9 protein-coding genes are annotated in these 15,043 nt (G+C 63.8%); 1 reads left to right on the top strand and 8 read right to left on the bottom strand.

Annotated features, from left to right (window positions below; translation table 11 throughout):
- Positions 1-604: 604 nt before the first annotated feature.
- Positions 605-2,575 (top strand): M23 family metallopeptidase, encoded by a 1,971-nt coding sequence (locus NKJ18_RS31345; protein ID WP_023686664.1) that lies wholly within the window; start codon positions 605-607, stop codon positions 2,573-2,575.
- A gap of 173 nt (positions 2,576-2,748) precedes the next feature.
- Here NKJ18_RS31345 and NKJ18_RS31350 read toward each other — a convergent pair whose 3' ends face one another.
- From NKJ18_RS31350 to ptsP, 8 genes are all read right to left on the bottom strand, one after another.
- Positions 2,749-4,308, bottom strand: coding sequence for an MFS transporter (locus tag NKJ18_RS31350; protein ID WP_023685769.1), 1,560 nt, complete (start codon positions 4,306-4,308; stop codon positions 2,749-2,751).
- Positions 4,309-4,410: 102 nt separating this feature from the next.
- Complete coding sequence (locus tag NKJ18_RS31355) at positions 4,411-5,928, bottom strand: L,D-transpeptidase family protein (protein WP_023701438.1); 1,518 nt, start codon at positions 5,926-5,928, stop codon at positions 4,411-4,413.
- Between the two features lie 292 nt (positions 5,929-6,220).
- A complete protein-coding gene (locus tag NKJ18_RS31360; protein WP_023685771.1) occupies positions 6,221-6,577 on the bottom strand; it encodes an MmcQ/YjbR family DNA-binding protein in 357 nt (118 codons plus the stop codon).
- Positions 6,578-6,648: 71 nt separating this feature from the next.
- Positions 6,649-9,255 carry an ATP-dependent chaperone ClpB gene (gene clpB, locus NKJ18_RS31365; protein ID WP_352761392.1) on the bottom strand — a complete coding sequence of 869 codons (2,607 nt, stop codon included), beginning with the start codon at positions 9,253-9,255 and terminating at the stop codon, positions 6,649-6,651.
- 208 nt (positions 9,256-9,463) lie between these two features.
- Positions 9,464-10,444 (bottom strand): DUF4167 domain-containing protein, encoded by a 981-nt coding sequence (locus NKJ18_RS31370; RefSeq protein WP_023698975.1) that lies wholly within the window; start codon positions 10,442-10,444, stop codon positions 9,464-9,466.
- A 304-nt stretch (positions 10,445-10,748) separates the two neighbouring features.
- A complete protein-coding gene (gene prmC / locus NKJ18_RS31375; protein ID WP_352761394.1) occupies positions 10,749-11,627 on the bottom strand; it encodes a peptide chain release factor N(5)-glutamine methyltransferase in 879 nt (292 codons plus the stop codon).
- Positions 11,620-12,699: a peptide chain release factor 1 gene (gene prfA / locus NKJ18_RS31380; RefSeq protein ID WP_023712842.1), complete on the bottom strand. Its 1,080-nt coding sequence runs from the start codon at positions 12,697-12,699 to the stop codon at positions 11,620-11,622. Before prfA ends, prmC begins: the two co-directional genes overlap by 8 nt.
- Positions 12,700-12,707: 8 nt before the next feature.
- On the bottom strand, positions 12,708-14,978 hold the full coding sequence (ptsP, locus tag NKJ18_RS31385; RefSeq protein ID WP_023693992.1) for a phosphoenolpyruvate--protein phosphotransferase: 2,271 nt from the start codon (positions 14,976-14,978) through the stop codon (positions 12,708-12,710).
- Between the last annotated feature and the right edge of the window lie 65 nt (positions 14,979-15,043).

The following is a 15,043-nucleotide window of genomic DNA, read 5'->3' on the forward strand; positions in this document are numbered from 1 at the left end:
GACTCTGCCGCCCACGTTTCTCTTTCTTCAATATTCAATTTTCAAAGAACAGACATCACTTCACGCAATGTCGTGGCCCGTTCCACCTCTGGCTTCGGGGCCGTCCGAGTGTCGCTTACGCGGCTCTCTTGAATTCTCACAAGGGCTTTCTCAGAAGCAAACTGCTTCGCCGCCAGCGGCGCACCGCCCTCGTTCGTGAGGCGTATATAGTCGCCACCAACCAGAACTGTCAACAGTCATCGACGATGTTTTTGAACTTTTTACGACAGAAGTTTTGGCGACGGCGGACTGCCCCAAGGGAACATTGGCATTGCCAAAAAGGAGCCCTATTGCCGCCGCATTGCCGTTCGACACCAAGGCCAACAAAGAAGGGCTCGGCGCGGCCCGCGAGGTGCCTTCCTATAAGAGCCAAAGCGGGGTCTGCGCATCACGGTTCGGAGCCTCCTATAAGAGGATAAAGACGCCTCTCTACAAGGGGCTGTAAAACAGAGCGTGTGAGCGGGGATTTCGCCGCTTCGTTGACTTCACCCGCCGTGACAGGCAAATGTCATGGCCCAACAGAAGCGAAAAGCCGTTCCGCCCGGGGAAGAAGCAGCCTTTCTGGATGCCAGACACGGAAGATGTCATAGCCGAACTCGGCAATGAGCCGCCGCTGATCGCAGATGGCCGCAGCGGCCCGCCCGACCGGCGCGAGGTTTCAGCGCGCTGGCTGTCGGGCACCTTTCTTACCGGCGTGACCTCGAGTGTGCTGATGGGCGTGGCGTTGTTTGCCGCCCTTGACGGCCGCCAGCAGCTGGCAACCCCGCCCGAAATCGCCGAACTGGCCCAGCTCGAAAGCGGCGGCGATTCCGGCGAGGTCGCCAAGACCACCAGGCTGGTGGCGCCGCGCCAGATCGCCAAGGCCAAGGACCGCCGGCGCATGGAAGTGTCGATGGTGACCAAGGTCGGTGACCGCGACGTTATCCACACCATGCCGTTCGTGCAGATCAAGATGGCGCTGGCCGCCGGCCACACCACCAACCGCGCCTATCCGCCTTTCGACCCGATGCAGGTGTTCGGCGACGATGGCGACTCGACGCCGGCGCAGCCGGCGACGGCTTCCGCAGTTGGGGGCCAGATCTACGGCGCCAAGGTCGAAAGCGAGATGAGCCTGAAGACGGTCGATTTCCCGGTCGAGACGGCCTCCTTCGACGAGAAAAGCGACCTGTCCGCCGACGAGGTGGAAAAAGTGGTGCGCGAAGCCGGCACCGACCTCAGCGACGGCGCCGTGCAGGTCGCCTCGCTGCATTATGTCGACCCGCAGCGATTCGGCGATGCCTTCGCCGAATCGATGGCCGGCTCCTACGACGTCAAGATCGTGCCGGAAAACGTCTCGGTGGCGCCGCGCGTCGCGCTCGACGACCAGACCCCGGCTTTCGCCGAGGAAATCATTCCCTTCACCAGGGACCGCGACATTGCCGAGGCTTTCGCTGATTCGGGCTATACGGGCGATGACGCCACCGGCATGGCGGAGGCGATCGGCAAGCTGCTCAACGCACCGGCGCTGAAGGCCGGAACCGTGCTGCGGGTCGGGCTCGAGGTACATGGCGACGCCGCCAAGGTCGTTCGCACCAGCGTCTATGACAAGACAACGCACATCGTCACCATCGCGCTCGACGACCGCGGCCAGTATGTGCCGGCGCAGGAACCGGAGCCGAACCCCGAATTGCTGACCGCGTTCGACGATTCGTCGGCACCGGTGGTGGTGCGCGGCAATCTGCCGAACGTCTATGACGGCATCTACCGCGCCGCCTATTCCTATGGCATGTCGAAGAAGCTGACCCAGCAATTGGTCAAGCTCCTGGCCTCCGGCGTCGACTTCCAGTCCAGGCTCAATCCGTCGGACCGCATCGACGTCCTGTTCTCGCAGCCGGACGGCGACGACCAGGCCTCCGACGAATCGGAACTGCTCTATGTCTCGTCGACCTTCGGCGGCCAGACGCGCAATTTCTACCGATTCCAGATGCAGGACGGCTCGACCGACTATTTCGACGAGGACGGATCTAGCGCCGAGCAGTTCCTGTTGCGCAACCCCCTGCCCGCCGGGAAATTCCGCTCCGGCTTCGGCGCCCGCCGACATCCGATCCTCGGTTATGTCCGCATGCATACCGGCGTCGACTGGGCGGCGCCGATCGGAACGCCGATCATCGCCGCCGGCAACGGCACCATCGAAAAGGCCGGCTGGGCCGGCGGCTACGGCAAACAGATCATCATCCGCCATGCCAATGGCTACGAGACCTCCTACAATCACCAGAGCGCCTTTGCCAAAGGCATCGAACCCGGCGTTCATGTCCGCCAGGGCCAGACCATCGGCTTCCTCGGTCAGACCGGCCTCTCCACCGGTCCGCATCTTCACTACGAGCTGATCGTCAACGGCACCAAGGTCGACCCGATGCGCGTGCGCCTGCCGGTCGGCAAGGTGCTGAAGGGCGACGACCTGGTCGCTTTCAAGCGCGAGCGCGAGCGCATCGATGAACTGCTCAAGCAGGAAGACAGCAATCCGCTGAAGGTCGCGAGCGCCAAGATCGAAGGCTAGTGCATGTCGCCCAGAAGTGTGCCGCGGCTCTGGGACAAGGACATGTGTCAAAACAAAGACTTAAAGCGCGTCGTATGAATCCGTTTCAGCGCGACGCGCTTTAAGCCGTCACACTCGACGCCAGCGAATCATAATCGCCCCATCAGAGCATTCCGAATCGGGTCGGCTCCGAATCAGGTCGACTGCTCCTCTTCGGCTCGTGACCAAGGCAGCTTTTGCCCCGAAACGGTGGCCCAGGCGATAACAGCGGCAAGGAGGCAAAGCACGGCCGTCACTGTCGACACGGCCGCGAACGCCGCATCGCTGGCGGCGAGCCGTGTTGCATCAAGGTCTGGCGCCAGGCCGGCCAATGCCGGTTCGCCGAATCCCGGAATGCCCGGCCTGACGCTGGTATCGAGCATCGTCGAATAGACCCAGGCCGCGAGCGAGCCCATCGCCGCCACAGCAATCAGCCCGCCAATGCGCGAAACCGCATTGTTGATGCCGGAAGCGGCGCCGGTATCCTTGTCCTCGACCGCGGTCATGACCGCCGTCGACAGCGGCGACACCACCAGCGCCATGCCGAGCCCCATCACGGCCATCAGCGGAAAGATACCGGTCCAGAAATTGTGCATGCCGGCATGAGTGAGCAAAGCCAGCCCGGCAAAGGCGATGGCAACCACCAGGCAGCCGCTGGCGATCGGAAAACGCGGACCGATGCGATCCGACCACTGGCCGACGAGACCCGACAGCAGCGCGATCGACGCCGACAGCGGCAGGAAGATGAAACCGACCTCTTTGGTGCTCAGCCCCCATCCGGCGATCAACAGCATCGGCAGGTAGAACAGATTGGCCGACAGGGCGAAATACAGGAAGAAGGTGGCGAGGTTGGCGCCGGCAAAGGCGCCGATCCGAAACAGCTTGAGATCGATCATCGGCTCGCGCTGCCGAAGCTCGAAGACGATGAAGATGATAAGCAGCACGGCGCCTGCGGCGATGCTCGGCCCCGACATCAGCCCGCTGCCTTCGGCGCTCATCGAGGTCAGTCCGTAGGCAAGCGCCCCGAAGGCAAGCGTGGCGAGAGCGGCGCCGCCGAGATCGAGGCTTCGCTTCTCCGTCGGCGCGTCGGCGGGAATCTTGGCCAGCAGGAGATAGATCGAGATCAGCCCGAGCGGCAGGTTGACGGCGAAGATCGCCCGCCAGATACCGCCGCCAAAGGCCGACAGAACGAAGCCGCCGAGCACCGGACCGAGCGCAGTCGTCAGCGCCGAGGCGGCGGCCCAGATGCCGATCGCCCGGCCGCGCTCCTTCTTCGGATAGGCCTTGGCGATGATGGCGAGGCTGCCCGGCACCATGATCGCCGCACCAATGCCCTGAATGGCGCGAAAGGCGATGAGCACCAGCGCATTCGGCGCCACCGCGCAGGCCAGCGAAGCGACGATGAACAGCGCAATGCCGGCAACGAAGGCGCGCCTGAGGCCAAACCGGTCGCCGGCGGCGCCGCCGGCCAGAATCAGCGCCGACAGCGTCAGCGCATAGGCGTTGGAAATCCACTGGACCTCGGCCAGGCTGGCGCCGAGGTCGACGCGCATTGCCGGCATGGCAATGGCCAGGATCGACCCGTCGATGAAGCCGAGCGCTGACGCCAGGATCGCCGCTACCAGCACGAACTTGCGCTGCGACTGCGGGCAAAATGTACCGTTGGAAAGCGACCTGGTCAGGGGAACGGCTGCGGCTTCGCTCGGAGACTTCATGAGCGTCTGCTTAGACTTGTTGCGGGCCGGCAACAACCAGCCAGCACCCTGCGCTCATGAATCCAGCTTTGGATATCGGCCTGCCTTATGGGCAGGCCGATATCACTGCGCTGGAGCGCTCACTTGCTCCGCAACATCATCGGCCGAGGGACCGCCGACGAACTCGACGGTGACGCCCGGCGACACCAGCTTGGCCAGTTCACGCGCATCCCAATTTGTCAGGCGCACGCAGCCATGGCTTTCGGTCTTGCCGATCTTGGAGGGATCGGGCGTGCCGTGAATGCCATAGGTCGGCTTGTCCAGCGCGATCCACACCGAGCCGACCGGGCCGTTCGGACCCGGCGGGATGGTCAGGATCTTGTCGTTCTGGCCCTGCTTGAAATTGATGCTGGGGTTGTAGGTGTAGTTCGGATCGAGCGCGACGCGAGACACCGTATGGGTGCCGGTCGGCGAGGGCGTGTCGGCTGAGCCAATGGTGGCCGGATAGGCCGCGACCAGCTTGCCACCGGCGTCATAGGCGAACACCTGCTTCTTGTCCTTGTCGGCGACGATGCGGGCAACCGGCGTCGCCACCAGCCTGCCGAAATTGGCGACCTTGATGATGGTGCCGGGACGGCTGAAGTCGGCCTCGGGATTGAGCCCCTTCAGGTAGTTCTCGTCCATGTGGAACCGTTCGGCCAAGGCTTCGGTGACGGAGGTGTAAGCCATGCGGTCGAGCTGTGCCTTCTGGCTGTAATCCTCCGGTATCGAGGCGACATAAGGCCCGGCCGCGTCCTCGGGCGTGATCGTATAATTGGCGAAAGCATCGCCACCGGTTTGCGCCAGCGCAGCCTGGATGCCGACCGCGTCGGTCGAGCGCAGATTGCTGCCGGTGATCTGGTTATAGGCGGCAAGCGCCTTGTCGACATTGGAGCCGAAGCGCCCGTCGACGACGCCGGGTGAAGCGCCGGCGCGGTCGAGCAGCACCTGCAAGGCGGCTACATCCTGGCGTGCGCCGAGTGAAAGCGAGGGATCGACCACGGTCTTGCCACCGGCTTTCGGCGGCAGCGCGGCCTGGTCGGCGGGCGCCGCCGGTTCGGCGGGATCGATAGAGGCTTCGTTCAGCGGCTGGCGCTTGACGGGCCGCGGTTCAGCGGATTTCGGCGCTTCCGGATAGGTGTCGCTGTCATTGGCATCATCCTGCGGAGCGGCCCCCAGGAATCTGTCGCTTTCAGGATCGTATTCATCAACCGGCGGGCCGGGGATTCGTCCCTGATCGTCCAGTTGCCTGCGGCGGAAACGCGCCATGTCTTCGGGATCGTCGAGATAGTAGCGGTCGTCGTCTTCGACCGGTGCGCGTCCAAGCTCACGTGCCCGCATTTCCCGGCGCAGCGCGCGGCGGTCGAGCCTGGTCTGCGGCGGCTGGATGGCGATGACCTTGCCGGTCTCGGCATCGACGATGACGCGGTTGCCCCTGGCGTCGTAATAGATGTCGAGATTGCCGTCCTGGGCAAGCACAATGCCGCCGCTATCGGCGGCGCGGACGGCCGGCAGTGCGTTGTCCACAGTCGGCGATGCCATGGCGCTGGACGTGAGCAGCCCGGCGGCGAGCACCGAAAAGGCAAGGATCGTGCGGAACATGGTGGTCAAACTCTCCGGTACTTACAGCGCCGCGCGTCCGTTTGGACGCGCAAAGGACGCTGTAACACTTCATGTCTGCGCATGATCCTTTCCGAAAATCGAATTTCGATTTTCGGGGTCATGCGTAATTGCCGCCGCCCGGCAGTGTTCCCACCAGAACGTTCTCGCCACCGTTTGGATGCGCAAGGAACGCCCTGATCGTCAAAAGCCTGCAGGCAAACCCCTTCGCCAGCAAACCACAACATAAGCTTTCCAACATGAACCGGGCATGAAGATGGCAGATTACTGGTTGCTACAGGCCCAATTCCTTGCGCGTCTGCTTCGTCAGCTTGAGGACGACGAGGCGGTGGCTTTCGCCGAGATAGTCCTTCAGCGCATCATCATCCATGCTCTGGCTTGTCTGACGCTGGATCCATTTCATGCCGCGCGAGGCGAGATAGGGCGCCGGCCGGCAGCCGGGCTGATCCTTCAGCACGTCATAAGCCATTTCAGAGCATTTGAAGGTGACGAAGACGCCACCCTCCCGGTCATGGCCGGCGATGGTGAAGACCTTGCCACCGACTTTCCAGACATCGGCCCCGCCCCACTGCACGACGTGCGTCGTCTGCGGCAGCGAGGCGCAGAAGCTGTTGTAGTCGTCCAGCGTCACCTGCACCCCCGTCAAAGGATTGTTGTTTCATAACAAAACGCCGCGCGTCCGGTCGGACGCGCGGCGTTGGATCAGGCTGCCGCGTCGGTCGGCACCACAGTGGGCCTGGACCGGAAATTCAACCGGTCGGAGCCGGCGGTGACCTTGACGGTCGAGCCGTCGAGTATCTCGCCAAGCAGGATTTTTTCCGCCAGCGGATCTTGCAGGTCCTTCTGCATCACCCGCTTCAGCGGCCGCGCGCCATAGGCCGGGTCGTAGCCCTTCGCCGCCAGCCAGTCGATCGAATCCTGGTCGAGCGACAGTGTGATCTTGCGGTCGGCGAGCAGGCTTTCCAGCCGCTTGAGCTGGATCTCGACGATGCGGCCCATATCCTGCCGGCGCAGCCGGTGGAACAGGATCACCTCGTCGACGCGGTTGAGGAACTCCGGCCTGAACGAGGCTCTCACCACGCTCATAACCTCGTCGCGCACGGCATCGACGTCCTGCTCTTCGCCGAGATTGACCAGATATTCGGCGCCGAGGTTCGACGTCATGACGATCAGCGTGTTGCGGAAGTCGACCGTGCGGCCCTGCCCGTCGGTCAGCCGCCCGTCGTCGAGCACCTGCAACAGCACGTTGAAGACATCCGGATGCGCCTTCTCGATCTCGTCGAACAGCACGACCTGATAGGGCCGGCGCCGCACCGCTTCGGTCAGCGCACCGCCTTCCTCATAGCCGACATAACCGGGAGGCGCTCCGATCAGCCGGGCGACCGAGTGCTTCTCCATGTATTCCGACATGTCGATGCGCACCATGGCGCTCTCGTCGTCGAACAGGAAATTGGCCAGCGCCTTGGTCAGTTCGGTCTTGCCGACGCCGGTCGGTCCGAGGAACATGAACGAGCCGATCGGCCGGTTCGGATCCTGCAGCCCGGCCCGGGCACGACGCACGGCCTTGGACACCGCCTGTACCGCTTCGCCCTGGCCGACGACTCGCTTGCCGATCTCGTCTTCCATGCGCAGCAGCTTGTCGCGCTCGCCCTGCAGCATCTTGTCGACTGGAATGCCGGTCCAACGCGACACGATATGGGCGACGTGGTCGGGCGTGACCACCTCTTCGACCATGCCGGCCTTGCCGTCCTGGGCTTCGGCTTCCTTCAGCTTCTTTTCCAGTTCCGGGATCTTGCCATAGGCAAGCTCGCCGGCGCGCTGGAATTCACCCTTGCGCTGGGCAATGGCGAGGTCGTTGCGGGCCGCGTCGAGCTGCTTCTTGAGGTCAGCGGCGAGGCCAAGCTTCTGCTTCTCCGACTGCCATTTGGCGGTGATCTCGGTCGATTCCTCCTCGAGGCCGACGAGTTCCTTTTCGAGACGCGCGAGCCGGTCCTTTGACGCCTCGTCCTTCTCGACCTTCAGTGCCTCGCGCTCGATCTTGAGCTGCATGATGCGGCGATCGATCTCGTCCAGCGCCTCGGGCTTGGAATCGACCTGCATCCTCAGCCGCGACGCGGCCTCGTCGACAAGGTCGATCGCCTTGTCCGGCAGGAAACGGTCGGCGATGTAGCGGCTGGACAAGGTCGCCGCCGCGACCAGCGCCGAATCCGAGATGCGCACCTTGTGGTGCTGCTCGTACTTCTCCTTGAGGCCACGCAGGATCGACACGGTATCTTCCACCGATGGCTCGTTGACGAAGACCGGCTGGAACCGGCGGGCAAGGGCCGCGTCCTTCTCGACATGCTTCCTGTATTCATCGAGCGTGGTCGCGCCGACGCAGTGCAGTTCGCCGCGCGCCAGCGCCGGCTTCAACAGGTTCGAAGCGTCCATGGCGCCATCGGCCTTGCCGGCGCCGACCAGCGTGTGCATCTCGTCGATGAACAGGATGATGCCGCCGGCCGCCGAGGTGACTTCGTTGAGCACGGCCTTCAGCCGCTCCTCGAACTCGCCGCGATATTTGGCGCCGGCAATCAGCGCGCCCATGTCGAGCGCCATCAACTGCTTGTCCTTCAGCGATTCGGGCACGTCGCCATTGACGATGCGCAGCGCCAGACCTTCGGCGATCGCCGTTTTGCCGACGCCCGGCTCGCCGATCAGCACCGGGTTGTTCTTGGTACGCCGCGACAGCACCTGGATGGTGCGGCGGATCTCGTCGTCACGGCCAATCACAGGGTCGAGCTTGCCGGCGCGGGCATCGGCGGTGAGGTCGCGCGCGTATTTCTTCAGCGCGTCATAGCCCTGCTCGGCGCTCGCCGAATCGGCGGTTCGGCCCTTGCGGACGTCGTTGATCACCTGGTTCAGCGCCTGCGCTGTGACGCCGGCCTTGGACAGGATATCGGCCGTCTTGGCCGACTTCTCCATCGCCAGCGCCTGCAGCAGCCGCTCGACCGTGACAAAACTGTCGCCGGCTTTCTTGGCCAATTCCTCGGCGGTCGAAAACACCTTGGCCAGCGGCTGCGCCAGATAAAGCTGGCCGTTGCCGCCTTCCACCTTGGGCATGGCCTCAAGGGCGGTCTCGACGCCAAGCTTGACGTCGCGCACGTTGCCGCCGGCGCGCTCTATCAGCGAGGCGGCCAGCCCCTCGTCGTCATCGACGAGGACCTTCAGCATATGTTCGGGAGTGAATTGCTGGTGATTGCGCGAGAGCGCCATGGTCTGGGCGGACTGAATGAATCCGCGGACGCGCTCGGAGTATTTCTCGAGGTTCATATCTGTCTCCTTCCATCACCGGCCCGCTTTGCGGCACCGGATCAGATTGCGGTGACGGACCCGCTCATCCGAGCCGGGTCCAGTTCACGCCAGATATGGGGCGCAAGCCATTGCCGCTCAAGACGTCCGGCTGATGATATTGCATGGCCGAGCAAACGAAAACGGCGGAGATTTCTCTCCGCCGTTTCATCGACTTATGTCTTGTGGGTCAGTTGTTGGCGTCGACGGCGAACGGGTCGCCGGCAGAGCTTTCGGCCGGCGCCGCATCAACCACGTCAACAGCGGCAGCGGTCTCGCCGGCGCCATCCACCACCTGGCCACCACCAGACTGTTCGTCACCGACCTGATCGGCATTGTTGCGCGGGCGGCGCGGACGCCGCGGGCGACGGGCAGCGCCGCTCTCGGCGGCTGCCTCATTGAGTTCGGCCCGGGCGGCAAGAGCCGCCGGCGACAGGTTTTCGTACAGCGGCGCCGGCTCGGAGAAACCACTCTCGGCTTCGGGCTCAACCGCGGAAACGGTTTCCGCCTGTGCCGGGGTTTCGGTGAAGCGCTGCTGGTCGCCGCGCTGGCCGTTCTGCTCGCCACGCTGGGCAAAGTCGCCACGCTGGTCGTTCTGGCCATAGCCGCCATTGGGGCGGCGGTCACGGTTGCGGCCATTGTTGTCGCGGCCGTTATTGTTGCGGCCATTATTGTCACGGCCACTGTTGTTCTCGCGGCCGTTTTCCTGGCCGTATGCGAGTTCGGCCGGCGTGCCCTCAATCGTCGGCTGCGGACCGTTGCCGTGGTTGGCCATCGGCGCTTGCGTCTCGCCGCCATTGCCGCTGCCGGCATTGTCAAAATCGTCGCGATCTTCATCGTCGTCGAATTCGTCGCGGTTCTGCGGGGCATTCTGGATCGGCATCTGCGCCTGTGCGGCGGCAATGATGCGGTTGTAGTGCTCGGCGTGCTGGAGGTAATTCTCCGCCATAACCCGGTCGCCGGAGCTTTGCGCGTCACGGGCCAGAGTGGCGTATTTTTCGGCGATCTGCTGAGCCGATCCACGGATTTTCACGTCCGGGCCGTTGCTCTCGTAGTTGCGCGTCAGGGGATTTGGGCCCTTGCGGTTGTTGTTATTGTTATTGTTGTTGCCACCGCCGCCGCCATTGTTGTTGCGACCGCGCATGCGCCTGTTCTGCTGTTGTGGCCTCATAAGACTCTCTTCATTTTGAAATTTTCGAAAAACGTTTCACGAACGGAGGCGCTCATGCAGCCAGCCGTTTCGTTTCTTCACCGGCGTTCGCCCGCATCAATTGCGTTGGCGCCACGTGTCATCCTGTTCCGGTTACATCACTTGCCGGACGATTCCCGCACGAAGCTTGGGCGTCGTTTGCGCAAGAAGGCAGCTATTTCCAAGGAAAACCGAATCGCTAAGAGCACTGCCTGCTTCGTCTCATCCGGTTAGGGCGGACTCTAGCCGCATTCCCCGGCATTGCCAAGCGCTTTTTTGCACTGCGTCAAGGCTTTCCCTGTTCAAACATAAGAACCCTGTCGTTTCCGCCAAGATCGACAAATGCCCCGGCCAGCCTGTAGCCGGCTGCCGCGAATATGTCTTTGACCTCATTGCGCTGCGTGTGGCCGATCTCGACCGCTATCTTGCCTTGTGCTTCCAGAAACTTTGCCGCCTCGGCAGCGATGATCCTGTAGGGGCCAAGACCGTCCACACCGCCATCAAGGGCTCTGTGCGGATCGAAATCGCGGACCTCGTCCTGCAGATTTCCAATGTCTCCAGTCGGTATATAGGGAGGGTTTGCGGCAATTACATGGTATCGGCCCGAAACTTTTTCGAACCAGTCGGACTGCAGCCCCACGAACCGGCCGGCGAGTCCGAGTTGCTCGGCATTGCGTATCGCGGTTGCCAGCGCGCCTTGTGAAATATCGACCCCGGTGGCGGTCGCGGCCGGAACCGCGCTGAGCAGCGCCAGCGCAATCGCGCCGGTACCGGTGCCGAGATCGAGGATACGGCATTCCCCCAGCCTTTCGGCCGTCGCGCCGGCAAAAGGCAGGATCGCCTCGACCAGCGTTTCGGTGTCCGGCCGCGGCTCCAGCGTTTCCGGCGACAGCGACAGCCGCAGGCCGTAAAACTCGCGAAACCCGAGGATGCGGTGCACCGGTTCGCCGGCCATGCGGCGCTGCAGAGCAGCGCCGATTGCGGCAACCGCACCCGCATCGACCGTCCGTTGCGGGTCGGCGATCGCCTGCGTACGGTCCGTGCCGGAAAAATGCTCGACGATCAGCCTGGCATCCAGCGCCGGGTCGGGAAGGCCGGCCGCGGCAAGCCGCTCCCGCGCCACCCGCAACAACGGCCCGAGCGCGCCGGGCAACATGTCAGCCATCGAGGCCAATATCGGCGAGCAGCTTCGACTGATGGTCGGCAATCAGCGCATTGATGACCTCATCGAGCTCGCCCATCATCACCCGGTCGAGCTTGTAGAGCGTCAGGTTGATACGATGGTCGGTAAGGCGGCCCTGCGGGAAATTGTAGGTACGGATGCGCTCCGAACGGTCGCCCGAACCAACCTGCGATTTGCGTGACTCCGAGCGCTCCTCGTCCGCCTTGCTGCGCTCGAGGTCGTAAAGCCGCGCACGCAGAATCTGCATGGCTTTCGCCCGGTTCTGATGCTGCGACTTCTCCGCCTGCACCACCATGATACCGGTCGGCAAATGGGTGATGCGCACCGCAGAATCGGTGGTGTTGACGTGCTGGCCGCCCGAACCCGAGGCGCGCATCGTGTCGATCCGGATGTCTTCGGCGCGAATGTCGATGTCGACCTCTTCGGCCTCCGGCAGTACGGCCACCGTCGCCGCCGAAGTGTGGATGCGCCCGCTGGCCTCGGTCGCCGGCACGCGCTGCACGCGGTGCACGCCGGATTCGAATTTCAGATGCGCAAAGACGCCCCTGCCGGAAATGGTGGCGATGATTTCCTTGAAGCCGCCGGCATCGCCGTCGCTGGCCGACACCGTCTCGAAGCGCCAGCCGCGTTCGGCGGCATAGCGCTCATACATGCGAAAAAGGTCGCCGGCAAACAATGCCGCCTCGTCGCCGCCGGTGCCGGCGCGGATTTCAAGGATGGCGTTCTTGTCGTCGGCCGCATCCTTAGGCAACAGCAGGATCTGGATGTCCTTTTGCAGCTGTTCGATACGCGCTTCGACGCCCGGCAGATCTGCCTCCGCCAGGGCCCGCATCTCGGCATCGGTGCCCTTGTCGGCAAGCATCGCCTCGAGGTCGGCTTGCTCGCGCTCGACTGAGCGCAGTTCCCTGACCTTGGCCACCATGTCCTGCAGCTCGGCATATTCCGAGGCCATCTTCACATAGGCATCGGCCGCCGGGCCGGCCGACATCTGCGCTTCGAGCATCTCGAAACGCTTGACGACCTGATCCATACGCTCGCGGGGAAGATTGACCATGGCTAATGCTATAGCGGGATGGAGCGGTCGTCGGCGAAGGCCTGCAGCAGCGCCCGCATCGGCAGCCCTTGAGCTGGCGCCATCAGATTGTCGGCAAAGAAAGCCTCCAATTCCTCCAGTGGCAGTTCGGTCAACATCGCCTTGACCGGGCCGATCGAGGCTGGAGACATCGAGATCGAGCGGTAGCCAAGGCCGATCAGCGCCATGGCGGAAATAGGTTTTCCGGCAAGCTCGCCGCACAGCGTCACCGGCGTGTGGTTGCGAACCCCGGCGTCGGCGATCTGCTTCAGAACCCGCAGGAAAGGCGTCGAAAGCGTGTCGAAGCGGTCGGAGAGCTGCGTGTTCCCCCGATCGACCGCCATGACGAACTGGAACAGGTCGTTGGAGCCGACCGAGACGAAATCGACCGCCTTCATCAACTCGTCGAGCTGGAACAGCAGCGACGGCACTTCCAGCATGGCGCCCACCTTGAGGCTGGTCGGCAGATGGTGGGCAAAGCGGGAGAGATGCCGCACTTCGCGGTCGATGATCTCGCGCGCCTGGGCGATTTCGCCGAGTTCGGTAACCATCGGCAGCATCAGCTTCAGTTCGCGCCCGCCGCAGGCCTTCAGCAGAGCGCGGATCTGGGTCCTGAGCAGACCCGGCCGGTCGAGCGTCAGCCGGATCGCGCGCCAGCCGAGCGCAGGGTTTTCTTCCTGGATGGCGCCCTTGAAGTAGGGCAGCACCTTGTCGCCGCCGATGTCGATGGTGCGGAAGGTGACCGGCTTGCCGCGCGCCGCGTCCAGCACGTCGCGGTAGAGCCGCTCCTGCGCCTCGGCACGCGGGAAGGTCGAGGCGACCATGAACTGCAATTCGGTGCGGAACAGGCCGATGCCGGCGGCACCCGCCTCGGCCAGCTGCGGCAGGTCGACGGCCAGGCCCGCATTCATCAGCAGGTCGACCTGGACGCCGTCCTTGGTCACCGACGGCTTCTTGCGCAGTTCCCGGTAGACTTCCTGCCGGCGCGCCCGGAAGCGCACTTTTTCGGCATAGGCAGCTTCGAGGTCGGGCTGCGGCCGCAGATGGATGGTGCCTTCCTCGCCGTCGACGATGATGGCATCGCCGTTTTCCGCCATGGAAACGGCGCCCTTCATCTGGCCGGCGACCGGAATGCCCATGGCGCGCGCTACGATGACGACATGGCTGGTGGCAGCGCCGTCTTCCAGCACCACGCCGCGCAGCTTGTCCCTGGGATAATCAAGCAGTTCGGCCGCGCCCATCGAGCGCGCGACCAGGATGGCATCCTTCGGCAGTGACGCCGCGACGTCGTCAGGCCCGCGCCCCATCAGCTGGCGCAGCAGCCGGTTGGCGAGATCGTCGAAGTCGCTCATCCTCTCGCGCAAATAAGGATCGGTCATGTGCAGCATGCGGGCGCGCATGTCGCTTTGGACCTTTTCCACCGCCGCTTCCGCTGTCAGGCCGTTGCGGATAGCCTCTTCCAGCCGGCGCACCCAGCCGCGGTCGTTGGCAAACATGCGATACGCTTCGAGCACCTCGCGATGTTCGCCCTCGAAGGCGACATCGCGCCGCTCCAGCATGTCGTCGATGGAAAGCCTGAGCGAACCGAGCGACGTCTCCAGCCGGCGCACCTCTTCCTCACTGTCCTCGTTGAACAGATTGGTGACGACGATGCGTGGCTCATGCAGCACGACATGGCCGAGGCCGACACCCTCGTTGAAGGACAGGCCGGTAAAGCTGACGGGACGGCGCAGGTCGAGTTCGAGGCCGGGCCGGGTCAGGCGCGCGAGATCGCCGGTGGCGATCATCTCGGCGATCACCATGGCGGTCGTTTCCAGCGCCTCGACCTCGTCGTCGCGGTAGTGGCGCATGGTCTTGTTCTGCACCACCAGCACGCCGAGCGTGCGCCCTGCCCTTAGTACCGGCACGCCTAGGAAGGAATTGTAGATCTCTTCGCCGGTCTCCGGCAGGTAGGCGAAGGCCGGATGTTCCTGCGCATTGGAGAGGTTGAGCGGCCGCGCGCTGGCGGCAATGGTGCCGACGAGGCCCTGCCCCAGCCGCAGCTGCGCCAAATGGACGGCGTTCGGGTTCAGACCTTCGGTGGCATAGAGTTCGAGCACCGAATCGGCGCGCAGCACATAGAGCGAGCAGACCTCGGCGACCATGTTGGAGGCGATGTCGCGCACGATCCGGTCGAGCCGCTCCTGCGGCTCCAGCGGCTCCTGCATGAGCTCGCGGAGCCGTTTCAGCAGAACGCGCGGGCCACTGGCCGTATCACGCATCGCGGCTTCTTCTCCAATGGGCATTTTGCCCGCCGCAGTTTCCACTGCCACCGGCGCACACGCAA

Source organism: Mesorhizobium sp. M0217, from assembly GCF_040321955.1.
Classification (GTDB): Bacteria; Pseudomonadota; Alphaproteobacteria; order Rhizobiales; family Rhizobiaceae; genus Mesorhizobium.

Coding starts and splice junctions, on each gene's coding strand:
- NKJ18_RS31355 (WP_023701438.1), bottom strand. CDS start 5,928: ATGTTCCGCACGATCCTTGCCTTTTCGGTGCTCGCCGCCGGGCTGCTC.
- ptsP (WP_023693992.1), bottom strand. CDS start 14,978: ATGCGTGATACGGCCAGTGGCCCGCGCGTTCTGCTGAAACGGCTCCGC.
- NKJ18_RS31345 (WP_023686664.1), top strand. CDS start 605: ATGCCAGACACGGAAGATGTCATAGCCGAACTCGGCAATGAGCCGCCG.
- NKJ18_RS31350 (WP_023685769.1), bottom strand. CDS start 4,308: ATGAAGTCTCCGAGCGAAGCCGCAGCCGTTCCCCTGACCAGGTCGCTT.
- prfA (WP_023712842.1), bottom strand. CDS start 12,699: ATGGTCAATCTTCCCCGCGAGCGTATGGATCAGGTCGTCAAGCGTTTC.
- NKJ18_RS31370 (WP_023698975.1), bottom strand. CDS start 10,444: ATGAGGCCACAACAGCAGAACAGGCGCATGCGCGGTCGCAACAACAAT.
- clpB (WP_352761392.1), bottom strand. CDS start 9,255: ATGAACCTCGAGAAATACTCCGAGCGCGTCCGCGGATTCATTCAGTCC.
- prmC (WP_352761394.1), bottom strand. CDS start 11,627: ATGGCTGACATGTTGCCCGGCGCGCTCGGGCCGTTGTTGCGGGTGGCG.